This window comes from Planotetraspora silvatica (genome assembly GCF_016863315.1).
GTDB classification, from domain to species: domain Bacteria; phylum Actinomycetota; class Actinomycetes; order Streptosporangiales; family Streptosporangiaceae; genus Planotetraspora; species Planotetraspora silvatica.
This window is the reverse complement of record NZ_BOOQ01000022.1, coordinates 60,644-83,416: the sequence shown is the minus strand read 5'-3', so window position 1 is coordinate 83,416 and position 22,773 is coordinate 60,644. Positions and strand designations below refer to the sequence as shown.

Sequence of the window (22,773 nt, the reverse complement as noted above, 5' to 3'; positions counted from 1 at the left end):
AGAACAATAAATTCGAACACCTGCACGAATCATTCCATGGAAGGGAATGGTCATCAATACATACCAGCAAGTAATTAGAGAATTCTTTCGTCATGAGAATTCATGATTCGAGTAGTAAATGGGTTGGTGAAACAAAGAAGGCACTTGTCGGAATCGCGCAAGTCTTGTGAATCGCGCACAGAGGACACGCGGCAGCGTGGTCTGGGTGTCGGGGTGGATCCCTCTGGGGTTGTGACAGGCCGGAGATCGTGATCTTTAAGGTTCGCGCGGCCGTCGAGGGCGGTCGCTGTCAGGCGAGGCAGTGCGGCGGGGCGGCGCGGCGGGGCGGCGCGGCGGGGCGGCGCGGCGCGGCGAGGAGGAGCGGCGGGGCAGCGCGGCGAGGGGGAGCGGCGAGGAGGAGGGCACGTCGACACCGAGCCTCGCGGCGACGCGACGGGCCGTCTCCTCCCGCTGGGCCGTGGGGTCCTGCGCCGTGCGCTCTCCACCAGGGAGGCCGGTCGGTCCTCTGGTTGAGTCGACCCATCGGTTGACCTGGCCGAACGCATTGGGATGCTAGGTCGCGAACACCACTGACGTGGACATTTCTGCTCTGAGCCGGACGACTCCCACGATGAGCGTGAAAGCAGATGCGGGGATCGGGCTATACACACTGACCGCTTTCACCCCGTGGAGAGGCAACTGATGACAGGGAGGCCTTCGTGACCGCCCCACCCTGGCCGGACGAGTCCACCGAGATCCGGCTCTCCCACGACGAACCCGAACGGTTCGCCGCGATATTCGACGCTCACTTCAGTGAGATCCACAGGTATGTGGCGAGCAGGCTCGGGCCGAACGCCGCGGAGGACGTCGTCGCCGACACGTTTCTCACCGCGTTCCGTAACCGGTCGCGCTACGACGCGAGCCGAGGCGGCGTCCGCTCATGGCTGTACGGCATCGCGACCAACCTGATCAGCCGGCAGCGCCGAGTGGAGCTGCGCGCGCTGCGGGCTATGGGCAGGCAGGGCCCTGAGCCCCACGCCGAAGGGCCGGAGAACCGGGTCGTCACCGACGTCACAGCGCAACGACTGCAGCCCGCGCTGGCCGCGGCGATCGCGTCGCTGAACGACGGGGACCGGGACGTGCTCCTGCTGGTGGCCCTGGCCGAGCTGAGCCACGAGGAAGTCGCCGCCTCCCTCGGCATTCCGTACGGGACCGTCGGATCCCGGCTGAATCGCGCGAGGAAGAAGGTGCGCGCGGTGCTGGGCGACAGCAACCCCATGAACGATCTGACGGACTTTTCGCGAAAGAAGGACCAGCATGGATGACCTGAAGATGGTGCGTGACGCCTATGGGGAGATCACGCCCGATCCGCAGATGGAGACCCGGATCCGGGCGAGGCTCGCCCACGAGGGCGGCCGTACGGCGTCGCGCCCCGGATTCCTGCGCGGCCGGGCGGGCATCGGCCTGGGACTCCTCGCCACGGCCGCCGCGGCGGCGGTCGCCGTCGCCGCCGTCGGGATCGGCACGGGTGGAGGATCGGGTACGGCGCCCGTGGCGGGGGCCCCGGCCACGGAGCTGTCGGCCAAGTCGATCCTGCTGGCCGCGGCCGACCAGGCCGCGACCGAGTCGGCCGGCCGGTACTGGCGGCTGCACATGATCAGCGGCTCCTCCGGCAAGGTCGAGGGCGCTGACGCCTACACGATCTTCGGGCCGAACGAGTTCGAGGGCTGGCGTTCGCCGTCCACGCAGGAGACCGACTTCACCTTCCAGCGGGAGCTGGCCGCCTATCCTCTGACGGCGGAGGACAAGGCGGCGTGGAAGGAGGCCGGTTCGCCGACGTCGTTCAAGGTCCGCAACAACGCGGACTTCATCACCTACAAGGCGACCGACGGCGCGTGGACCGAGCAGCGGGCCACGCCGAAGGACAAGAAGTTCGCGGCCGAGTCCTTCAAGCAGCTGTGCGCCCGACCCGACGCCGCGGCCAAGTGCCCCCCGAGCGCTCAGATGACCTGGTCGGAGAAGGAGAAGATCGCCTCCGACCCGGCGCGGTTCCAGGAACTGCTCTTCCCCAAGGCGGCCCCGGGGACGAGCCCGGCCAACAAGCTGATGCAGGGCTTCAACTTCCTCATCGAGCAGCCGGCCTCGCCCGCGATCCGGGCCAAGGCGTTCCGCGTCCTCGCCGACCTGCCGGGTGTGCGAAGCGTGGGCAAGGTCAAGTCGCTGGACGGCCGGAGCGGCGTCGGCATCGCGGCCGAGGGCGAGATGATCGACGGTAGCGGCGCCACGTTCGAGTACCAGGTCATCCTGGACCCGAAGACCCACAAGGTGATCGGGGACAAGCAGACCATCGTGGGTGGGACCTACCGCGGCCTCGGCGCGGGCACGGTCCTGGTCGAGCAGAGCGTCATGCAGGCGGGCTGGACCGGCGACACCCCGCACCACAGCTGATCGATCGCCTCATGAGACCGGGGGCCGGAGTGACTCGCCCACTCCGGCCCCCGCCATGTCCGGCCGACGATCCAGGAAGCCGGCCGGAGAGGGTGATGCGGGGGCACGCCCTCAGGCCGGGCGGCGCCCGCGGAAATAGGGTGGAGCACACAGCCCCTTGGAGGACATCACATGATCGGCATCGGCGGTCTCACCCCGGCGGACCGTGACGACTGGCAGACGCTGTTCCGTGGCTACAACACCTTCTACGGGCGCACACTCCCGCCGGAGATGTACGTCAGGGCCTGGAACGCGTTCCAGGAGGACACCCGGATGCACGCCTTCGGGGCGAGGGTCGACGACAGGCTGGTGGGCATCACGCACTTCCTCGTGCACGCCAGCACGACGGCGCCGGACGTGTGTTATCTGCAGGACCTGTTCACCGCGCCCGAGGCCCGGGGAAGGGGCGTGGCGCGCGCCCTCATCGAAGCGGTGACCGAATGGGCGCGTGGCCGGGGCTGCAGCCGGGTGTACTGGTCGACGCAGGAGACCAACGCCACCGCCCGCAGGTTGTACGACCAGGTCGCCGTCAACCGGGGCTTCATCCTCTACCAGATCAGCCTGTAGGCGTCCGGACGCGCAGAAGGGTGCCGCCGGACATCGGGGCACCCTTCTTCTACGTGTGGCGAATGCTCACTTGGCGGAGTCCGCGAGGGCGACGAGAGCCGCCGCGTAGCGGAAAAGCTGGCTGCGGCCGAGGTCGCCGATCGTGACGATGCCGAGCGTCCGGGTCAGCGCCTCGGCGCCGGCCTCACCCACGCCGGCAAGGGCGGCGACGGGGGCGTCCACGAGCTTGTCCAGGGTGTACTCCTCGTACTCGCGGTCGAGCAGCTTGTCGAGGTTGGCAGAAACCGCCATGGGGTATCTCCAATGTTTACGATCTTTAAGGCCGCTTGTACGGCTTGATCGGAATCTTTGCAGATTCCTCCTATGCGGGTGATTCGTCCGCTCAAAGTTGTCGGGTGGCGGAGCTCCGGGCCGAGGCGGCCAGGCGCGATGTCAGCGTCCTCAGGTGTCAGCGGCCGACGACGTTGCGCAGGGGAGTGCCGTCCATCAGGGCGCGCACGTTCTCGGCGATGAGGACGTCGGCGCCCAGCGGCCGTCCGCCTGCGGCGTGCGGACTGATGATCACATCGGGTTCGTCCCACAGGGGGGAGTCGGCGGGGAGCGGCTCGCTCTCGAACACGTCGAGCGCCGCGCCGCCGAGCCGTCCGGCCCGGACGGCGTCGAGCAGGGCGGAGGTGTCCACGGTGGAGCCGCGCCCGACGTTGACCAGCCACGCGTGCGGTGGCAGGAGGGCGATCCGCGCGGCGTCCAGGGCGTGGTGGGTGACGTCCGTGGACGGCAGGATCATGATCAGCACGTCGGTGGCGGGGAGTTCGCCGGGCAGCCCCTCCACGCTGATCACCGGATGGCCGCCGCGTTCGCCGGCGGTGCGCGCGACTCCGGTGACGTGGGCGCCGAGAGCCGTGAGCAGCGGCGCGAGCACACCGGCGATCGAGCCGAAGCCCCAGATCAGCACGCGGGCGTCGCGCAGCGTGCGGAAGGTCCCGCCCGTGGTGATCGGCTGGATGCCGCCGAGGTCTCCCGCCCAGCGGTGGCCGATCTGCGCCCGCGTCAGCCGATGCAGCCGCCGCGCCGCCGCCAGCACGAGGGCCAGCGCGTGCTCGGCGACGGGCCCGTCGTGCAGTGAGCGGCCGGAGGTGATGACGACATCCGGCGCGAACCCGGCCGCCAGCACCTGGTCCGGCCCGGCCGCCAGGGTCTGCACCCAGCGCAGCGAGCCGAGCCTCCGGGCGGCGTCCCGGAGCATGCCGTCGGGATTGCCCCAGGTGACGAGAGCATCGGCGTCCGCGGCATGTTCCGGAATCGGTTCGTGTGGATCGTAGGAGACGACGGTGACGTCGCCGGGCAGGCGCGGAGCCAGCGGGATGGTGGTCGGAAGCAGGATCTTCAGGCTCATCGGGCTCCTCGTCGACGTCCGGCCGCCATCGCCGGCGCTCACAGTCCGGCGTTCACAGTCCGTCGGGTGCTGTCCGGCGGGTGCAGTTCAGATGGTGTCACCGCGGGGTGTTCGGGGACGCGAACCCGCCCCCGGTCCTTCGATAGTTGCGATCACGTTCGGCAAGTTTCGGAGCGTTCTGGCGTACGCGAACCTCCTCGACGCCGCTGCTGGAGAGGTACGTTGCCCGAATATATTCGCAGGTGAAACGCGCAATCGTCGCACGCTGCACTGAGTGCACAGGAGTGTAGCGATCGCTCGAAAGCCCGCACGCCGACGTGGTCGGCCGCGCCAGGGATCACGAATGTTTCCGAAACTGTTGACGACATCTGTTCGTAACACCTAGCGTGGCAGCGATCGAGTTCAGGGCCTGAGCGAGCCGGCCGAGCGCCAGAGCCTGGTACGACGGCCGCGGCGAAGGCGGTCGGGGACGGATGGGTCAGATGAGAGCCGCGCTGCTGCAGAACTTCGGAAGTCCTCTTGAAATCGGCGAGCTGGAGCTCGATGAGCCGCACTCGGGTGAGGTCCTCGTCAGAGTCGAGGCGGCCGGCGTGTGCCACAGCGACCAGCACTATCTCGCCGGAGACCTGCGGTGCCCGCTCCCGGTCGTCCCCGGGCACGAGGGGGCCGGCGTGATCGAGGCCGTGGGACCGGGCGTCACCCGGTTCTCCCCGGGAGACAGGGTCTGCCTCATGTGGCGGCCCCGCTGCGGCCAGTGCCGCTACTGTCTGGTCGGACGGCCCGCCCTGTGCGAGGCGGCCGGCATCCAGTCGAGCTCGGGCGGCCTGCTCGACGGGACCAGCCGGCTGAGCACCGGCGGCACGAAGGTCCATCACCTGCTGGGTGTCTCCTGCTTCGCCGAATACTGCGTCGTCTCCGAGCGCGCCGTGGTGCCGGTGCCCGACGAGGTGCCGGCCGAGATCGCGGCGATCGCGGGCTGCGCGGTCATCACCGGCGTCGGCGCCGTGCTCAACGCCATCGGCCGCTGCGCCGGCGACGGCATTGTGATCTTCGGCGCGGGCGGCGTCGGATTGTCGAGCGTGCTCGGCGCGGTGCTGGCCGGGGCGAACCCCGTCGTCGTCGTCGACGTCGTCCCCGAACGCCTCGAGATGGCGGCGCGGCTGGGCGCCACGCACACCGTGGACGCCTCCCGCGAGGACACGGCGGAGGCACTCCGTGCGATCCGGCCCGGTGGCATGGAGTGGGCGATCGAGGCGATCGGCCGCCCCGCCACGCTGGAGACGGCCATCGAGGTGCTCCGCCCCGGAGGGACGCTCGTGGCGGTCGGCCTCGGCGCGGTCGGCACGACGTTCGACGTTCCGCTCAACGTGCTGGTACAGCGGGAGAAGCGTGTGGTCGGCAGCCTGTACGGCTCGGCCAACCCGCTCGTGGACCTGCCCCGGCTGTTCGATCTCTACCTGGCCGGCCGGCTGCCGCTCGACGCGCTCGTCGGCCGGCGGTACCCGCTCGACCGCATCAACGAGGCCTTCGCCGACCTGGCCGACGGTTCGGTCGGCCGGGGCGTGGTTCTCCCGTGGGAGTCGCAGTGACCATCACGCACAACGCCGCCGAGGCGGACGAGCTTCGCTACGCAACCTATCCGAGCCTCCGCGACCGGGTCGCCTTCGTCAGCGGCGGCTCGACCGGCCTGGGGTCGGAGTTCGTCTCCGCGCTCGCCGCACAGGGCGTACGGGTCGGCTTCGCCGACATCGACGTCGCCGGAGCCGAGCGCCTGCTCGAACGGCTGAGCCGTACGGACTGTCCTGAGCCGTTGTTCGTCGAGGCCGACGTCCGCGACGTCGGCCAGGTGCAGGCGGCCGTCGCGGAGGTGGGGGACAGGCTCGGGCCGATCTCGATCCTCGTCAACAACGCGGCCAACGACGAGCGCCACGACAGCGCGGTGGTCGACGAGGCCTACTGGGACAACGCGATCGCGGTCAACCTGAAGCACCACTTCTTCGCGATCCAGGCGGTCGTCCCCGGCATGCGCGCGCTCGGCGGCGGGTCGGTCATCAACCTGGGCTCGATCAGCGCGCACGCCGACTTCGTGGGCCTGCCGGCGTACGTGACGTCCAAGGCCGGCATCGAGGGCCTGACCCGGACGCTGGCCCGTGAACTCGGGCCTGACCGGATCCGCGTCAACTGCCTCATACCGGGCTGGGTCTTCACCGAACGGCAACTCGCGCAACTGGTCACGCCCGAGACGCTGGCGAAACTCGACCAGGTCCAGTCATTGAAGGACAACATCATGCCGGCCGACGTCGCACGGATGGTGTTGTGGCTCGCGGCCGACGACAGCGCCATGTGCACCGGCCAGAAGTGGATCGTCGACGGGGGATGGATGTGAACATGTCGGACAGCACTGGCAGCACTGGCAACACTGGCAACGCTGGCAACGCGGCGGGCGACCCGCAGCACGGCGGCGGCCGTACGAGGCGGAGCGCGCACTGGTTCGGCGCCGAGGGCCGGTCAGGCATGCTGTACCGGTCCTGGATGCGCAACCAGGGATTCGGGCCGGAGGTGTTCGACGGCCGCCCGGTCATCGGCATCGCGACCACCTGGTCCGAGCTCGCGCCCTGCAACTCGCACCTGCACCGGGTGGCGGAGGCGGTGAAACGCGGCGTCTGGCAGGCCGGCGGCTTCCCGTTGGAGTTCCCCGTGCTCGCGACCGGCGAGACGCTGATGCGCCCGACGGCGATGCTCTACCGCAACCTGCTCGCCATGGAGGCGGAGGAGCTCATCCGGGCCAACCCGCTCGACGGCGTGGTGCTGCTGTCCGGCTGCGACAAGACCACACCCGGCCTGCTGATGGGCGCGGCCAGCGTCGACCTCCCGGCCGCGATGGTGACCGGCGGCCCGATGCTCAACGGCAAGTTTCAGGGCCGTGACGTCGGCTCGGGCACGCACGTGTGGAAGTTCGAGGCGGAGATCAAGGCCGGCCGGATGACCGTGGAGGAGGGCTACGCCGCCGAGGGCTGCATGGCCCGGTCGAACGGGCACTGCATGACGATGGGCACTGCCTCGACGATGGCCTGCATGGCCGAGGCCCTCGGCATGCAGCTTCCCGGCTCGGCGACCTGGCCCGCCGTGGACATGCGCCGGATGGAGGTCGCGCAGCAGGCCGGACGGCGGATCGTGGACATGGTCGAGCAGGACCTGCGCCCGAGCACGATCCTCACCCGCGCGGCCTTCGAGAACGCGATCAGGACCAACGCCGCCATCGGCGGGTCCACCAACGCGATCATCCACCTGACCGCCCTGGCGGGACGGCTCGGCGTCGACCTGAACCTCGACGACTTCGACACCCTCGTCAGGGACGTGCCGACGATCGTCGACCTCATGCCGTCCGGCCGGTTCCTGATGGAGGACTTCTGCTACGCCGGGGGCCTGCCGGTGGTCATGCGGGAGCTCGACGAGGCGGGTCTGCTCAACTCGGACGCCGTCACGGTCACCGGCCGCGCGATCGGGGAGAACGTCGCGGACGCCGTCTGCTGGAACACCGAGGTGATCCGCCCGCTGGCCGAGCCGCTGCTGCCGTCCGGCACCGGGACCGCGATACTGCGCGGCAACCTCTGCCCGAACGGAGCGGTGATCAAGCAGTCGGCCGCGTCGCCGTCCCTGATGCACCACGAGGGCAGGGCGCTGGTCTTCGACTCGCCCGAGGCCTACCACGCGGTGTGCGACGACGACGACCTCGACGTCACCCCCGACGACGTCCTCGTCATCCGGGGCGCGGGCCCGAAGGGCTACCCGGGCATGCCCGAGGTGGCCAACGTGCCGCTGCCCGCGAAGCTGCTGCGCGACGGCGTGAGCGACATGGTGCGCATCAGCGACGGGCGAATGAGCGGCACCGGATTCGGCACCGTCGTCCTGCACGTGTCGCCGGAGGCCGCGGTCGGCGGCCCGCTCGCGCTGGTGCGCACCGGTGACCGCATCGAGCTCGACGTGCCGGGCAGGCGGCTGACGCTACACGTGAGCGACGAGGAGCTCGACCGGAGGCGCGCCGAGTGGCAGGCCCCCGCCACGCAGGAGGACGGCGGATACCGCTGGCTCTACCGCCAGCACGTCCTGCAGGCGGACGACGGGGTGGACTTCGGGTTCCTGCGCGGCAGCCGCGGAAGCGAAGTCCCGCGCGACTCGCACTGACGCCGGGGAACCTCACAGAACCGCCGGTCGGTCCTCCGGGCCCTCGCCGTATCCACGTCCGCCCCCTCCACCCCTTCGAACCGGCGTCCAGCGCCGAGGAGTCACCGTGAACATCGTCAGGTACCGGACGCGGGAATCCGCGGAGCCCCGGATCGGTCTGCACGACGACGGCCACGTCGCCGAGGTCGGGGGAGTGGGATCGCTCGCCGAACTCTGGGCGTCGCCACTGGCCGACCTGCGGGCCCGGCTGACCGGAGGCCCGCTCGGCGACCAGGTGCCTCTCTCTGAGGTCGACCTCCTGGCACCGGTCGACGGCACGACCGAGGTGTGGGCGGCGGGCGTCACGTACGAGACGTCCCGTGAGGCCAGGGTCGAGGAGAGCGAGCGGGCCGCGACCATCTACGAGCTGGTCTACGACGCCGAACGGCCGGAGTTGTTCTTCAAGTCGGTGCCCTGGCGGGTCGTCGGCCCCGGCGGCAGCCTGGCCGTACGCGAGGACTCGGCCGTCGACGTGCCCGAGCCCGAGCTGGCCCTGGTGGTCAACCGCTTCGGGGAGACCGTCGGCTACACGGTGTGCAACGACATGTCCTCGCGCAGCATCGAGGGGGAGAACCCGCTCTACCTGCCCCAGGCCAAGATCTACTTCGGCGGATGCGGCCTCGGCCCGTGGATCACTCCCGCGTGGGAGATCGAGGATCCGTACGACCTCACGATCGAGATGACGATCGGCAGGAACGGCGAGCGGGAGTGGAGCGGTGAGACGAGCACCTCGCGTCTGCACCGGCGGCTGGACGACCTGGTGGCGTACCTGATGCGCGGCGACGTCCACCCCGACGGGGTCGTCCTGTCGACCGGGACCTGCCTCGTGCCGGAGGCGCCGTTCACGCTCGCGGACGGCGACACCGTCGAGATCGGCATCAGCGGCGTGGGCGTGCTCCGCAACACCGTCGTCCGCGGCATGCCGCCCGGCGTGAACCCCGCGGACGGACACATCGCAGAAGGGCGGCAGGCATGATCGACAGCATCGATCCGCGTACCGGGCGCACCGTCGAGCAGATCGACGCCGCCACGTCGGCGGCGGACCTCGACGACATCTGCGCGCGAGCCGAGGCGGCCGCGCGGGAACTCACCGCGCGGGGGCGCGCCGGGCGTGCGCGGCTGCTGCGCTCGATGGCGCGCTCGATCGAGGACCGCAGGGCCGATCTCGTCGCCGTCGCCGACCGCGAGACCGCCCTCGGCGAGCAGCGGCTGAACGGCGAGCTGACCAGGACCTGCTACCAGCTCGACCTGTTCGCCGACGTCGCGGAGGACGGCGCGTACATCGAGGCCACCATCGACCACGCCGGGGACACCCCGATGGGCCCCCGTCCCGACCTGCGCCGCATGCTGCTCCCGCTCGGGCCGGTCGCGGTCTTCGGCGCGAGCAACTTCCCGTTCGCGTTCTCCGTGCCCGGCGGCGACACGGCGTCGGCGCTGGCCGCCGGATGCCCGGTCGTCGCCAAGGTGCACGAGGCGCACCCGGCGACGTCCATGCGCGCCCACGAGGCGCTCGCCGAGGGCGCGCGGGCCGCGGGCGTGACCCCCGACGTGGTCAACCTGGTCTTCGGCCGCCAGGCGGGCGTCGACCTGGTCAGGCACCCCGCCGTCCAGGCGGTCGGCTTCACCGGCTCCCTCGGAGCCGGGCGGACGCTGTTCGACGTCGCCTCGTCCCGGCCGTCGCCGATCCCCTTCTACGGCGAGCTGGGCGCGCTCAACACGCTCGTCGTGTGCCCCGCGGCGGCCGCGGCGCGCGGCGAGGACATCGCGGCGGGCCTGGCGGCCTCCTTCACGCTCGGCGTCGGGCAGTTCTGCACGAAGCCCGGCGTGGTGCTGCTCCCCGCGGGGCCGGACGGCGAGACCGTCCGGCGTTCACTGGCGGAGCGGGTCGGGGAGATGTCCGCCGGATTCATGCTCAGCGAGCGGACGGCCGGCGCCTACCTGCGCGGCACGGAGACCCTCCTCGGCATGGACGGCGTCCAGGTGCTCGCCCGCGGGCATGAGGGCACGGGCGACGGCTGGACCGGCGTTCCGCTGCTCCTGCGGGCCGACGCCGGCTCGGTGACCGGCGCGCTGACCGAGGAGTGCTTCGGCCCGGTCCTCGTGGTCGTCGAGTACACCGGCGACGGGCACCTGCTGGAGCTGCTGCGGTCGTTCGGGCCTGCCCTCACCGGGACGGTCCACGCCGACGCGGCGGACGGCGAGCTGTCGGCTCTCCTGCTCGCGCAGCTCGCCGGCACGGTGGGCCGCGTGGTGTGGAACGGGTTCCCGACCGGTGTCGCGGTGGCCTGGGGCATGCACCACGGCGGCCCGTTCCCGGCGACGACCAGCGCTCTCCACACCAGTGTCGGCACCACGGCGATCCGCCGCTGGCTGCGCCCGATCAGCCTGCAGAACGTCCCGCAGGAGCTGCTGCCGGACGAGCTGCGCGACGTCCCCGCCGGCGCGACCGGCCTCGTCCGCCGCGTCGACGGAGTCCTCACCCCGGTCGCGTAGCCCGTCCCGCGGGACGACATGCTGGACACGCTGATTCCACCTGAAGAGACATGGCTGCAATGACGACACATTCCCAGTCCCCCGCACCCCTCCGCTGGGCGATCATCGGCACCGGCGGGATCGCGAGCGCGTTCGCCGAAGACCTTCGGCTGTCGGACGCCGGCGAGGTGGTGGCGGTCGTCTCCCGTTCAGCCGAGCGGGCCGAGGCGTTCGCCGCGAAGACGGGTGCCGCGCGCTTCTCCGCCGACCAGGCCGAACTGCTGGAGTCCGACGACATCGACGCCGTCTACGTCGCGGTGCCGCACAGCGGGCACCGCGACGCGGCCGTCACCGCCATCGAGGCCGGCAAGGCCGTACTGGTCGAGAAGCCGTTCACCATCAACCGGGCCCAGGCCGAGGAGATGGTGAAGCTGGCCCGCGCGAACGGCGTGTTCCTGATGGAGGCGATGTGGACGCGCTTCCTGCCGCACATGGTCCGCATCCGCGAGCTGCTCGCGCAGGGGCGTCTCGGCGAGCTCCGCCAGGTCAACGCCGAGCTCGGTGTCTGGTTCGAGAAGGACCCGGCACACCGGATGTTCGACCCGCATCTGGGCGGCGGCGCCCTGCTTGACCTCGGGGTCTACCCGGTGTCGTTCGCGTCGATGGTGCTCGGCGAACCGTCGTCCGTGCTCGGGGCCGCCCAGTTCGGCGACACCGGGGTGGACGCCCAGACCGCCGTGGTGCTCCAGTACGGGCAGGGCAGGCAGTCGGTGATCGCGACCTCGATGGAGGCGTGGCTGCCCAACCTGGCGTCGATCTCCGGGAGGGACGCCCGCATCGACGTCGACCACATGTTCTTCACGCCGAAGTCGTTCACGCTGACCGAGCGGACCGGGGCGGTCGAGCGGTACGACTTCCCCGTGACGGGCAGCGGGCTGCGTTTCCAGGCCGAGGAGGTCGCCCGGTGCGTCCGGGCCGGCCTGCTGGAGAGCCCCGTGATGCCGCTCGACGAGACCTGCCAGATCATGGGCACGATGGACGAGGTCCGGGCGCAGATCGGCCTGCGCTACCCGGGCGAGTGAACATCCGAAGCAAGCAGAGGATCAGCCCGCGCTGACCGGGCGAGTCGAACATCCGGCGGGGCGGCCCGGGATCTCCCGGGCCGCCCCGCCGTGCCTGTGTCAGCCCCTGGCGACCGCGGACGTGACGGTCGCCTCCATGACCCGGTCGAAGCCGACGTGGCGCCGCGGCCCGGTCATCGAGACGGTGACGGTCTCCCGGATGTCGGCGCTCGAGGCCCCGACCCGCAGTTCGACCTGGCCCGGATCGACCTGCCGCCGTCCGGCAGCCCCCGTGTAGGAGGTCTGGTCGGCGTGCAGGGAGATCGTGACCTCCCGCGTCTCACCCGGCTCCAGGTCGACCCGGTGGGCGGTCAGCAGCGACTGCACCGGACGGGCGACCTCCGCGACCGGGTCGTGCAGGTAGACCTGGACGACCTCCGACACCGGGCCGGCCGCGCCGTTGTGAAGCGTCACCCGCACGTCGAAGGCGCCGTCGGTCGGCCACGTCGCCGCCGCGTCGGCGGTGACGGCCTTCCAGGTGATCGGGGTGTACGACAGCCCGTGCCCGAAGGGGAACAGCGGAGTGGGATCCACCGAGCTCACCTCGCTGCGCCGGGCCAGCGGAGAGGCCAGGTAGGTGGAGGGCTGGGTGGCGCCGTCGCCGGGGAAGCTCACCGGGAGCCGCCCCGCCGGGTCGGCCCGGCCGGAGAGCACGTCGGCCAGGGCCCGTGCGCCCTCCTCGCCGGGGAAGAACCCGCACATGACGGCGGCCAGGCGGCCGGCCTGCCGGGCCAGTTCGTACGGCCGGCCGACCAGAAGCACCAGCACGACCGGCTTGCCGGTGGCCAGCACGGCCTCCAGCAGTTCCTCCTGCCGCCCGGGAAGGCGCAGGCTCGCCACATCGCAGCCCTCGCCGGAGGTGCCCCGCCCGAACAGGCCCGCCTGGTCGCCGAGCACGGCCACGCAGACGTCGGCGTCGGCCGCCGCCGCGACGGCCGCCGCGATTCCCTCGTCGTCTCCGCCGAGGACCGGGACACCCTGCTCGTAACGCACGTCGTAACCCGCCGGATCGGCGCGCAGCGCCTCGACCAGGGTCGGCACCTCGAGGCCGATGGGGACGTCGGGGTGGTGCACGCCGACGTGCATCGGGAACGAGTAGCACCCCATCATGGCCTGCGCGGTGTCGGCGCGCGGCCCGACCACGGCCAGTCGCAGGCCCGCGGCCAGCGGCAGCGCGCCCGCGTCGTTGTGCAGCAGGACGACGGACCGGCGGGCCAGTTCGGCCGCCAGGGCCCGCTCCTCCGCGCCGTCCAGCACCGCGTCGGCGCCCGTCTCGTCGGACTCGGGAGCCGTCTCGTCGAGCACGGAGGGCTCGGGCGTCCATCCCGCGTCGAGCAGTCCGAGCCTGCACTTTTGCAGGAGCACGCGCCGCAACGCACGGTCGATGAGGGCGATGTCGACCTCGCCGCGGTCGATCGCCTCGATCAGCGGCGGGCCGAAGGTGTTCACCGTGGGCAGTTCGACGTCGATCCCCGCCGTGAGAGCGAGCCTGGCCGCGTCACCGGGCGAGTCGGCCACGTTGTGCAGGGTCTGCAGGAAGGCGACGGAGAAGTAGTCGGCCACGACGGTGCCGGTGAAGCCGTAGGTGTCGCGCAACAGGTCGGTGAGCAGGGTGGGGTCGGCCGCGACCGGCACCCCGTCGATGTCGGCGTAGGAGTTCATCACCGAGTCGGCCCCGGCCCGCAACGCCATCTCGAACGGCGGCAGCAGGACGTCGGCGATCTCACGGCGGCCCACCGACACCGGGGCGAGGTTCCGGCCCGCCTTGGACGCCGAGTAGCCCACGAAATGCTTCAGGGTGGCGACCACGCCCGCGGACTGAACGCCGCGGATGTAGGCGCTGCCGATCGTGCCGACGAGGACGGGGTCCTCGCCGATGGTCTCCTCGACGCGACCCCATCGCAGGTCGCGGGCGACGTCCAGGACCGGCGCGAGCCCCTGGTGGATGCCGAGGCGCCGCATGGTGGCGCCGATCTGCGCCCCCATCCGCTCCACGAGGCCCGGATCGAAGCTGGCCCCCCAGCAGAGCGGCGACGGGTAGACGGTGGCCTTCCACGCGGCCAGGCCGGTCAGGATCTCCTCGTGCACCAGCGCGGGGATGCCCCAGCGTCCCGCCTCCGTGATCGAACGCTGGGCGTTCGCGAGCGTGGTCGCCCCCGTGAGGACGCCGACGGGCGTCGTGCCGAACGGCCGGGTCAGCTGGCCGATGCCGTCCTTCACCAGCTCGTCCCACCCGACGGGCAGCGACGTGAACTCGTGCTGGTGCGGGGCCATCTCGCCGTCTTCGTCCTTGATGCCCACCCAGACGCCGTACAGCTGCGCGACCTTCTCGGCCACGCTCATTTGGGCCATCAGTGCCTCGACCCGGTCCTCGTCGGGGACGGCGGCGTCCTTCCACACCTCTGGCGACGTTTCAGTGCTCAAAGCCACGGTGCTCTCCGTTTGTCGTTGGAATCCCTCGTACGGCCGTCGTCGGCATCAGTCCAGCCACCCGCCGTACGCCGGGGTGCACTGGTCGAGCTCGTCCCACAGCTCTGGGGGGATCGCAGTGGTGGCGAGATCGAGGGTGGTGGCGATCCGCGCGGGCTCGGAGATCCCGACGATGGTCGACGTCACCCGCGGGTCCCGCAGTGAGAACTGCAGCGCGGCGGCCGCCAGGGACACGCCGTGGGCGGCGCACGCCCGCTGCATCGCCCGGACCGCGTCCCTGACCGACTCGTCGGTGTCCCGGTAGGCGTAGCGGGGCTGCGCGTCCGGACCCTTGACCAGCATCCCTCCGCCGTACGGCGCGCCGTTGACGAAGGCGACCCCTCGCTCGGCCGCGTCGTCGAGCAGCCGATCGGCCTCGCGGTTCACCAGGGTCCACCGGTTGTGGTTGATCACGGCCTCGAACACGCCGGTCCCGACGAACCGGCGCATCAGCTCCACCGGGCCTCCGGCGATCCCGAGGTGGCCGACGACACCGGCGTCGCGCAGCGCGACCAGTGCCTCGACCGGGCCGCCGGGAGCCATGGCCTGCTCGAACGTGACGTGGAACTCCGGGTCGTGCAGGTACATCATCGGCACGCGGTCGACGCCCAGCCGGTCCAGGCTCTCCTCGACCGAGCGGCGTACCCGCTCGCCGGAGAAGTCGCCGGAGTCGGGGTCGGCGTCGGCCTTGGTGGCCAGGACGAACCCGTCGGGCACGCCACGCCGGCGCAGGACGGCGCCGATGCGCCGCTCCGCGCTGCCGCCGCCGTAGTTGTTGGAGGTGTCGAGGAAGTTGAACGGGCCGTCGAGCACGGCCTCGACCGTGGCCTCCGCCCGCTCCTGGTCGACCGCGTAGCCGTACAGCGTGGGCATGCTCGCCAGGGGGCTGGTCCCGATGCAGATGGGAGTGACGGCGAGCCCGGTGCGGCCGAACACGCGGCGCTCCGCGGGGTCGGGCAGCGGGTACGCGCCGGTCTGCCGGTCGTTGGTCAGGTCATCGGCCATGTCAGATCACGAATTCGGTCGTGCGGCGGCCGCGGCATCCGGGCTCGGCCCGGAAGATCATGCCTGCCATGGGCTGACGCCGCAGGTCGTCGGGGGAGAGTTCCTCAGTGGAGGTGCTGATGATGAGCTGGTCCAGATCCGGACCGGCGAAGCAGCACGACGTCACCTGTGACACCGGAAGGGTGATCGTGCGCTCGATCCGGCCGTCGGGGCCGAATCGGCAGACGCACGATCCTCCCCAGAAGGCCACCCACACGGCGCCGTCGGCGTCGACCGTCAGCCCGTCGGGCAGCCCGGTGACGGCGGAGGTGTCGGCGAACACGCGCCGGTTCGACAGCGCGCCCGTCGTCACGTCGTAGTCGAACACGTCGACGCGGCGCAGCGGGCTGTCCACGAAGTAGCACAGGGTCGCGTCGGGCGACCAGTCCACGCCGTTGCTGATCGTGACGTCGGTGAGGACCGTGTGCAGGGACCGGTCGGCGTCGAGGCGGTACAGGCTGGCCGCGCCAGGCTCGAGGTCGTAGGCCATGCTTCCGGCGAAGTACCGCCCCGCTGGATCGACGCCGGCGTCGTTCATCCGGATGTGCGGCCGCCCGGCCAGCGGGGCGGCGAGCCGTACGGTCAGACCGTCCCGCGAGGCCAGCGCGATGCCCTCGCCGTCCGCGACGACGACGGTCGCCGGATCGGTCGTGGGGTGCACGGCGGTGACCGGCGCCGGCAGGTCGAACCACCTGACGTCGGCGGCGTCGAGGTCCGTGTCGAGGTCGGTGTCGACGTCCGCGTCGAACACCCGCCCGCGGGGGATGTCGACGAACCGCACCCGGCCGAGGGCGTCGTCCCACACGACGCCCTCACAGTGGACACCCGAGACGTCCAGCCATGGCCGCGCCTCCAGGTCTCCGCCCGCCGGCTCGGTCGGGGACTCCGCCATCACGGCGCCAGCGGCGCCAGAGCCGCCGCCGCCAGACGGTGGCCTTCGACGAGCCGCGCGAGCACCGCATCGGTCTCGGCGTCGGGGCGGGTCTCCTCGGGGTGGGCGGACCGCCAGTTGAGCAGCCGCCGGGCGCCTTCCGACCAGGTGACCTTCGGCTGGAACGACGGGACGAACCGCTTGATCTTGGTGTTGTCGAACACGGCGCTGTGCTGCAGGTCGCCGACGATCAGGTCCGACCAGAACCAGTCCGGGGCCACGACCGGCAGGAGCTCCGAGGGCAGATGGAGGAGACGGGCGTGCGTCCCGGCCGTGCGGCCGATGATGTCGTAGATCTCGTTCCAGGTCAGCGCCTCGTTGGAGGTGATGTGGAAGTCCTCGCCCACGGCCTGCCAGTTGCCGATCAGGCCGACGAGGCCGACGGCGAGATCACTCGCGTGCGTCAGGGTCCACAGGCTGGTGCCGTCGCCGGGGACGACCAGTTCGTCGCCGCGCACGATCCGGTCCCAGGCCGTCCAGTCGCCGGGAAGCGGGGGATGGGCGTCGTCGTAGGTGTGCGACGGCCGCACGATCGTGACGGGGAACTCCCGCTCCTCGTACGCGTGCCGCAGGACGTCCTCGGCGGCGATCTTCTCCCGGGCGTACCCCAGGTAGGGGTTGCGCCGGGTGGTCGACTCCACGAACGGCACCTGCCGTACCGGCTTGTGGTAGATCGACGCGCTGCTGATGTGGATGTACTGGTTCGTCCGGCCCTCCAGCAACTCCACGGCCGCCGAGGCGTCCTTGGAGCCGAAGCTGAGGAAGTTGACCACGGAGTCGAACGTCGTGCCGTCGAGGGCCCGGCGCATCGACTCCGGGTCCTGGACGTCGCCTTCGATCGTCGTGACCCCGGCAGGGAGCGGACGGCGGCCGGCGGTGCGGCCGCGGTTCAGGACGTGGACGTCCTGACCCTGACGCACCGACTCCGCGACACACGACGAGCTGATCGTGCCGGTGCCGCCGATATAGAGAACCTTCACTACAGGACTCCGGATCTTGGATTCAGGGATGGGCAGGATGCGATCAGCTGCGGGACTTGCCGGCGTACCAGTCCTCGAAGCCGTTCTCCACGATGCTGATGAGCAGGTCGTCCGGGCGGATGCCGATCTCGCCCAGCCGCTTGGCGATCTGGTCGAACATCGCGTACTTGGTGGTCACGTCGTACATGTGCACCATCAGGATCTGGATGCTGATCAACTGCCGCCGGTCGACGCCGTTGTAGCCCGGGTCGAAGACGATCTCTTCCGGCGCGTGGGTGCGGAAGATCTGGAACTTGTCGGTCGGGTCCATGCCGAGGCCGTCGACCAGGGCCTGGTGGATGCCGTCACTGATCTGCTCGCCCAGCCGTTCGGCGAGGGAACGGTCGAGGTCGATCTGCACGAGAGGCAAGAGGGGTTCCTTTCAGCGCCGGGCGGTCGACCGGATGTCCGGGCGCCACGGCGGAACGTGCACGAAGGCAGGAAGCCGAAACTTTCGAAAAAACTATGAAACTTAAGGTCCGCAGTGACAACGTAGAACGATCGGTTGACGAACGTCAAGGGTGAAGCGGCCGACGAAAGCCGGCCCAGTGACATCGTCGCCCGTCAGGGCACCTGATCTATGATCATTTCCGGTCTGGTGAGACAGGTCGAGAGTCGGTCCGGCGGAGCGCACCGGGCACCCGGGCGACGGACTCGAGCCAACGATACTCCGCGATTGTTTTTCCTGGTAGAGCCGATGATTCCGGTATCCGGACCCGATCGCCCGGCAGGTGGACGGCGGCCCTTTCGGGCTGGGACGTCGCCGTCCGCTACTGGGAGCGGACCGCAGTGCCTGCCGCTTAACAACTTTCTGTAAACTTTCGCATCGCCTGGCCGGCGCGGTCTCCTCCCGCCGGAACGACACGTGAGAGTGAGGCCGACCTGTGAACATCACGGTGACGGGCGCGAGCGGCAAGACGGGGCGCGCCGTGGTCCAGGACCTGCTCGCCCACGGACACGAGGTGCGCGCGGTCGACGTGGCGGGGACGCCCGGCGACCGAGGCGAGCTGGCGGACCTGGGCGCGCCGTTGCTGCGCGCCGACCTGACGGACTTCGGCGACACGGTGGACGCGCTGACCGGAGTCGACGCCGTCGTCCACCTCGCGGCGATCCCCGCACCCGGTTTCGTCACCGACGCGCGGACGTTCACCGCGAACACCGCGATGAACAGCAACGTCTTCCTCGCCGCGGCCAAGCTCGGGGTGGGCCGGGTGGTGTGGACGTCGAGCGAGACCACGCTGGGATTCCCGTTCGGCACGGCCGCTCCGCCGCGCTACCTGCCCGTGGACGAGGACCACTACCCGCATCCCACCTCGGCCTACGCGCTGTCGAAGGTCGTGGGGGAGACGCTGGCCGAGCACATCTCCGCGTGGTCGGGCATCCTGATCATCGGGCTGCGGTTGTCGAACGTCCACGACGACGCCGACTACCCGAAGATCCCGTCCTACTGGGCCGACCCGCTGACCAGGGTCTTCAACCTGTGGGGGTACGTCGACGTGCGCGACGTCGCCCAGGCGTGCCGGCGGGCGTTGCTCGCCGAGGTCACCGGCGCCCCGTCCTACGTCATCGCCGCCAGGGACACGCTGATGGACCGGCCCTCCGCCGAGCTGGCCGCGGAGGTCTTCCCCGAGGTGCGGGCCCGCCGCCCACTGGATGGCCACGAAAGCCTGCTGAGCAGCGAGAAGGCCCGTGACGAGCTGGGATACGTCCCGCTGTACTCCTGGCGTGACGTCCTCGGAACGCCGCTCACGTGACCACCGCGGCCCGGGTCGCGGGGCCGGGGTGTGCGGCGGGCCGTCAGTGGCGGCAGGCCCGGGTCGCGGGCTGCGGTGTTCGGCGGGCCGTCAGACCCGGCGGCGGTCGGCCCGCTCCTTCCACGGCGCGGTGCTGTTCCGCTCCACCAGACTGGTGGAGAGCTCGAGGTGCAGCGGCTGCTCACCGGGGGTGTGCGTGGTCTCCAGCACGTTGCGGATGGCCAGCACCGCCATCTGAGCGAGAGGTTGCCGGATGGTGGTCAGCCGGGGGAACATCCATTCGCAGACCTCGGTGTCGTCGAACCCGACGACGCTGAGATCCTCGGGGATGCGCAGCCCCCTGGCGTGGGCCGCGTCGTACACGCCGGCCGCCTGCTGGTCGGAGCCGGCGAAGATGGCGGTGGGCGGTTCCGGCAGGTCGAGCAGCTCGAGCGCGGCCCGCCTGCCTCCCTCGGCGTAGAAGTCGCCCTGCCGGACCAGGCTCTCGTCGAGTGGCAGCCCCGCTCGCCCGAGCGCGGCGCGGTAGCCGTCGAGGCGCTCCAGGCTGCACCGGACGTCCTCCGGCCCGGTGATCACTCCGATACGGCGATGGCCGAGTTCGGCCAGATGCTCGGTGGCGGCGAACCCGCCGGCCCAGTTGGTGGCGCCGATGGTCGGAACGTCGCGGTCGTACCCGCCGACCTGGTCGATGACGACGAAGGGGGTGTCGATCGGACGTAGCGTCTCCGCGGCCACCTGCCGGGTGTTCGTGACCACGAGGACCACGCCGTCGGTGGGCCGGGAGGCGATCGTCTTGAGCCATTCGCGAGGCTGGGCCTGCCGGTCGTGGGTCACGGTCAGCACCAGGCTGGCGCCCAGCCGGTAGGCCTCCTGCTCGGCGCCGCGCAGCAGCTCACAGGCCCAGGCGGTGTCCAGCTCCGTGATGACGAAGTCGACCAGGCCGACCTTTCCCGTCTCCGATCGGGCCCTGCGCTGATAACCCGTCGAGATCAACGCGTCCTGGACCCGGCGGCGGGTCTCGGGGCCGACGGCTTCCCGGCCGTTGAGCACCTTGCTCACCGTCGGCGCGGACACGCCCGCCTCACGCGCGACCATCGCGATGGTCACCCGGTCGGCGTCCGCGCTCCGGGGAGTCCCCGCTGCTGCCCGCTTATGTGTCCTCGTCCCCTGCTCGGTCGCCACGACACCTCTTCACGCGCTGAGCCTGTGCTGTCGAAAGTTTCTCTAACGGTAGCACCGCTGGTGGGGGGCCTGTGGAAACGTGCGACAGGTAGGCTGCTCACGGCATGAATACCGGATTGTCTGAATTGGGGCCGTAACGTGGTCCGTCGACACGCTCCGGCACCGGGCCGCACGGTGTTCCGGGGCGTCTGCGCCGTGGAGTCATCCGGTGACGACCTGCGGATATCGCGCCGACGATCTCGGTATGACTGCTCCCGGCGTCGGCGTGGACGCCTCCGGCGAGAGGCCGCGGGGCCGGATCCGCGTAACTGAACGGAAACAAATTCGGCCGAGGTTATTGACACTGTCGCCGGGCCGGTGTTTTTCTCTCACAAGAAGACTTTCCGAAACTTTCGGTATCCGTGAGCAGTGCTGCTTTCGCCGACCGGTGACCCCGGCCGAGGGAGGACGCACGCCCTGTCCCGCGACCCCGTGCCGACATCGTCGCCGCGTGAGAGCGGGACCCCCGTGCTCATACGTGAGCACAGGCCGTCGTGGCCGTCCCCATGAAGTGGTGGACGGCGCGATGTCGACACGACCAGTGCGTGCGAGTCACGTGCAAGGAGAGATCACATGCTGGGATCCTCGCGAATCTGGAAGCGCCGCCTCCCCGGAGCCGCAGCCGCGTTCACGGCCACGGTGCTGGCGCTCGCCGGATGCGCCGGCGGAGCTACGACCGAGACCACGGACAAGGGTTCGGCCGACTCGGGCAATATCACCTGGTGGGGGTGGACGCCCGACGCGACGCCCGCCGAGGCATACATCAAGGCGTTCAACAAGGTCTACCCGAATATCAAGGTCACCTATAAGAAGCTGACCATCGACGGCTACGACGCCGCGATCCGTCCGGCCCTGGCCTCGTCGGTCGGCCCGGACGTCTTCGACGTCGCGCCGGGCGCCGCCAACGGCTCGGTCGACATTTACGGCGTGAACGCCGTGGACCTCGCGCCCGCCGTGGAGAAGTCGCTGGGCGCGGACTGGAAGTCGAAGCTGGCCCCGATCGGGGTGTCCAGCCTGACCGCCGACGGCAAGCTCGCCGGCCTGTCGGTCGGCTCGAACTACGCCGGGTCGGTCTGGGTCAACCAGGACCTGTTCGACAAGTACGGGCTGAAGCCGCCCACCAACTTCGACGAGTGGAAGCAGGTCTGCGCGGCCTTCAAGACCCACGGCGTCAAGTGCTTCGTGCAGGGTGCCGCCCAGACCGCGTTCAACGAGGACACGCTGCAGGCGATCAGCAACAACGTCAAGCCGGGCGTGTGGGCGCAGGCGCTGGACAAGAAGGTCCCGTGGACCGACCCGACGATCGTCAAGGCGCTGACCCTCTGGAAGCAGCTGTTCACCGACGGGATCATGCAGGACGGAGCGCTGGGCACCCAGCAGTACCCCGACGCCAACAACGACTTCATGTCCGGCAAGGCCGCGATGGTCATGATGGGCACCTGGTACATGCAGTACTCCACCGTCGAAGGCAGCACGGCCGCCATCTCCGGCGCGGGCGTCGGCGATCCCAAGCCGTTCACCCAGCTCCCCATCGCGTTCCCCGACGTGGCGGGCACCGGCAACGTCGGGTCGCTCTACGGTGACGCGGACTTCGGCCTGGCCGTGAACAAGAAGTCCAAGTCCATCGCCGCCGCCACCACCTTCGCCACCTGGCTGGGCACCTCGACCGCGGGGCAGCAGGCGGTGGCCGACATCCTCAACGACATCCCCGCCCTGACCAGCGTGCAGCCGAACTGGAGCTCGATCAAGCTGGTCAACGCTCAGGCGCAGCAGCCCGCGCTGGAGAAGCTGATCAGCGACGCGGGCAAGTCGCCTGAGCCCCGTCTCTCGACGGTGAGCGCCGATCTGCAGACCGCCATCGGGGTGGCGTCGACCACCGTGGCAGCGGGACAGGCCACTCCCGAGCAGGCCGCCGCGACTCTGCAGAGCACCGCCGAGAAGATCAAGTAGAGCCGCAGACGGCCCGTCTCATCGCATACGCGCAGGGGAGATTCATGACTTCCATCACCTCGCAGAAGACCGGGGCGCGCCGTCCATCGCCCGCCCCTCTTCCGGGCAGTCCCCGGAAGAGGGGCGGGAGGCCCTCAGG

At 70.5% G+C, this 22,773-nt stretch carries 19 protein-coding genes; 11 read left to right on the top strand and 8 right to left on the bottom strand.

Annotated elements, in window-relative coordinates; genetic code table 11:
- Positions 1-698 precede the first annotated feature (698 nt).
- The 3 genes from Psi02_RS17050 (at position 699) to Psi02_RS17040 (ending at position 3,033) form a co-directional block, all read left to right on the top strand.
- The gene (locus tag Psi02_RS17050) at positions 699-1,304 is read left to right on the top strand and encodes an RNA polymerase sigma factor (protein ID WP_239094947.1); all 606 of its coding nucleotides are present in this window, start codon (positions 699-701) and stop codon (positions 1,302-1,304) included.
- A complete protein-coding gene (locus Psi02_RS17045) occupies positions 1,297-2,427 on the top strand; it encodes a CU044_5270 family protein (RefSeq protein ID WP_203975192.1) in 1,131 nt (376 codons plus the stop codon). Before Psi02_RS17050 ends, Psi02_RS17045 begins: the two co-directional genes overlap by 8 nt.
- 171 nt (positions 2,428-2,598) lie before the next feature.
- The gene (locus tag Psi02_RS17040; RefSeq protein WP_203975191.1) at positions 2,599-3,033 is read left to right on the top strand and encodes a GNAT family N-acetyltransferase; all 435 of its coding nucleotides are present in this window, start codon (positions 2,599-2,601) and stop codon (positions 3,031-3,033) included.
- Between the two features lie 66 nt (positions 3,034-3,099).
- Here the strand turns inward: Psi02_RS17040 and Psi02_RS17035 are convergent, their stop codons facing one another.
- On the bottom strand, positions 3,100-3,324 hold the full coding sequence (locus tag Psi02_RS17035; protein WP_203952361.1) for a hypothetical protein: 225 nt from the start codon (positions 3,322-3,324) through the stop codon (positions 3,100-3,102).
- Between the two features lie 157 nt (positions 3,325-3,481).
- A complete protein-coding gene (locus Psi02_RS17030; protein ID WP_203975190.1) occupies positions 3,482-4,429 on the bottom strand; it encodes a phosphoglycerate dehydrogenase in 948 nt (315 codons plus the stop codon).
- A gap of 482 nt (positions 4,430-4,911) precedes the next feature.
- On the opposite strand from Psi02_RS17030, the gene Psi02_RS17025 reads away from it, so the two are divergent.
- From Psi02_RS17025 to Psi02_RS17000, 6 genes are all read left to right on the top strand, one after another.
- Positions 4,912-6,018 (top strand): alcohol dehydrogenase catalytic domain-containing protein, encoded by a 1,107-nt coding sequence (locus Psi02_RS17025; RefSeq protein WP_203975189.1) that lies wholly within the window; start codon positions 4,912-4,914, stop codon positions 6,016-6,018.
- A complete protein-coding gene (locus tag Psi02_RS17020) occupies positions 6,015-6,815 on the top strand; it encodes an SDR family NAD(P)-dependent oxidoreductase (RefSeq protein WP_203975188.1) in 801 nt (266 codons plus the stop codon). The genes Psi02_RS17025 and Psi02_RS17020 overlap by 4 nt, the downstream gene beginning before the upstream one ends.
- Positions 6,816-6,817: 2 nt before the next feature.
- Positions 6,818-8,614, top strand: coding sequence for an IlvD/Edd family dehydratase (locus Psi02_RS17015; protein ID WP_203975187.1), 1,797 nt, complete (start codon positions 6,818-6,820; stop codon positions 8,612-8,614).
- Between the two features lie 106 nt (positions 8,615-8,720).
- On the top strand, positions 8,721-9,629 hold the full coding sequence (locus tag Psi02_RS17010) for a fumarylacetoacetate hydrolase family protein (RefSeq protein WP_203975186.1): 909 nt from the start codon (positions 8,721-8,723) through the stop codon (positions 9,627-9,629).
- On the top strand, positions 9,626-11,146 hold the full coding sequence (locus Psi02_RS17005; protein ID WP_203975185.1) for an aldehyde dehydrogenase (NADP(+)): 1,521 nt from the start codon (positions 9,626-9,628) through the stop codon (positions 11,144-11,146). The genes Psi02_RS17010 and Psi02_RS17005 overlap by 4 nt, the downstream gene beginning before the upstream one ends.
- A gap of 59 nt (positions 11,147-11,205) precedes the next feature.
- Positions 11,206-12,207, top strand: coding sequence for a Gfo/Idh/MocA family protein (locus tag Psi02_RS17000; protein ID WP_203975184.1), 1,002 nt, complete (start codon positions 11,206-11,208; stop codon positions 12,205-12,207).
- A 99-nt stretch (positions 12,208-12,306) separates the two neighbouring features.
- Here the strand turns inward: Psi02_RS17000 and Psi02_RS16995 are convergent, their stop codons facing one another.
- From Psi02_RS16995 to Psi02_RS16975, 5 genes are read right to left on the bottom strand one after another with little or no spacing between them, the layout of a single operon-like run.
- Positions 12,307-14,676 carry a beta-xylosidase/alpha-l-arabinosidase gene (locus Psi02_RS16995; RefSeq protein WP_239094946.1) on the bottom strand — a complete coding sequence of 790 codons (2,370 nt, stop codon included), beginning with the start codon at positions 14,674-14,676 and terminating at the stop codon, positions 12,307-12,309.
- A 48-nt stretch (positions 14,677-14,724) separates the two neighbouring features.
- Positions 14,725-15,720: an aldo/keto reductase gene (locus Psi02_RS16990; protein ID WP_203975182.1), complete on the bottom strand. Its 996-nt coding sequence runs from the start codon at positions 15,718-15,720 to the stop codon at positions 14,725-14,727.
- 1 nt (position 15,721) lies between these two features.
- Positions 15,722-16,651, bottom strand: a complete 930-nt coding sequence (locus Psi02_RS16985) for an SMP-30/gluconolactonase/LRE family protein (RefSeq protein ID WP_203975180.1) — start codon at positions 16,649-16,651, stop codon at positions 15,722-15,724.
- Entirely contained in the window at positions 16,651-17,670 is a 1,020-nt protein-coding gene (locus Psi02_RS16980; protein WP_203975178.1) for an NAD-dependent epimerase/dehydratase family protein, read from the bottom strand. The genes Psi02_RS16985 and Psi02_RS16980 overlap by 1 nt, the downstream gene beginning before the upstream one ends.
- Positions 17,671-17,713: 43 nt before the next feature.
- A complete protein-coding gene (locus Psi02_RS16975) occupies positions 17,714-18,070 on the bottom strand; it encodes a tautomerase family protein (RefSeq protein WP_239094949.1) in 357 nt (118 codons plus the stop codon).
- Between the two features lie 523 nt (positions 18,071-18,593).
- Between Psi02_RS16975 and Psi02_RS16970 the strand changes: the two genes are divergently transcribed.
- Positions 18,594-19,463, top strand: coding sequence for an NAD-dependent epimerase/dehydratase family protein (locus tag Psi02_RS16970; protein ID WP_203975174.1), 870 nt, complete (start codon positions 18,594-18,596; stop codon positions 19,461-19,463).
- A 90-nt stretch (positions 19,464-19,553) separates the two neighbouring features.
- Here Psi02_RS16970 and Psi02_RS16965 read toward each other — a convergent pair whose 3' ends face one another.
- Positions 19,554-20,645 carry a LacI family DNA-binding transcriptional regulator gene (locus Psi02_RS16965; protein ID WP_239094945.1) on the bottom strand — a complete coding sequence of 364 codons (1,092 nt, stop codon included), beginning with the start codon at positions 20,643-20,645 and terminating at the stop codon, positions 19,554-19,556.
- Between the two features lie 612 nt (positions 20,646-21,257).
- Between Psi02_RS16965 and Psi02_RS16960 the strand changes: the two genes are divergently transcribed.
- Complete coding sequence (locus Psi02_RS16960) at positions 21,258-22,634, top strand: ABC transporter substrate-binding protein (RefSeq protein ID WP_203975172.1); 1,377 nt, start codon at positions 21,258-21,260, stop codon at positions 22,632-22,634.
- The last annotated feature ends 139 nt before the right edge of the window (positions 22,635-22,773 follow it).

Excerpts from the sequence above, each read along its gene's own strand:
- Psi02_RS17045 (WP_203975192.1), top strand. The coding sequence starts at position 1,297 with ATGGATGACCTGAAGATGGTGCGTGACGCCTATGGGGAGATCACGCCC.
- Psi02_RS17040 (WP_203975191.1), top strand. The coding sequence starts at position 2,599 with ATGATCGGCATCGGCGGTCTCACCCCGGCGGACCGTGACGACTGGCAG.
- Psi02_RS17035 (WP_203952361.1), bottom strand. The coding sequence starts at position 3,324 with ATGGCGGTTTCTGCCAACCTCGACAAGCTGCTCGACCGCGAGTACGAG.
- Psi02_RS17030 (WP_203975190.1), bottom strand. The coding sequence starts at position 4,429 with ATGAGCCTGAAGATCCTGCTTCCGACCACCATCCCGCTGGCTCCGCGC.
- Psi02_RS17025 (WP_203975189.1), top strand. The coding sequence starts at position 4,912 with ATGAGAGCCGCGCTGCTGCAGAACTTCGGAAGTCCTCTTGAAATCGGC.
- Psi02_RS17015 (WP_203975187.1), top strand. The coding sequence starts at position 6,818 with ATGTCGGACAGCACTGGCAGCACTGGCAACACTGGCAACGCTGGCAAC.
- Psi02_RS17005 (WP_203975185.1), top strand. The coding sequence starts at position 9,626 with ATGATCGACAGCATCGATCCGCGTACCGGGCGCACCGTCGAGCAGATC.
- Psi02_RS17000 (WP_203975184.1), top strand. The coding sequence starts at position 11,206 with ATGACGACACATTCCCAGTCCCCCGCACCCCTCCGCTGGGCGATCATC.
- Psi02_RS16990 (WP_203975182.1), bottom strand. The coding sequence starts at position 15,720 with ATGGCCGATGACCTGACCAACGACCGGCAGACCGGCGCGTACCCGCTG.
- Psi02_RS16985 (WP_203975180.1), bottom strand. The coding sequence starts at position 16,651 with ATGGCGGAGTCCCCGACCGAGCCGGCGGGCGGAGACCTGGAGGCGCGG.
- Psi02_RS16960 (WP_203975172.1), top strand. The coding sequence starts at position 21,258 with ATGCTGGGATCCTCGCGAATCTGGAAGCGCCGCCTCCCCGGAGCCGCA.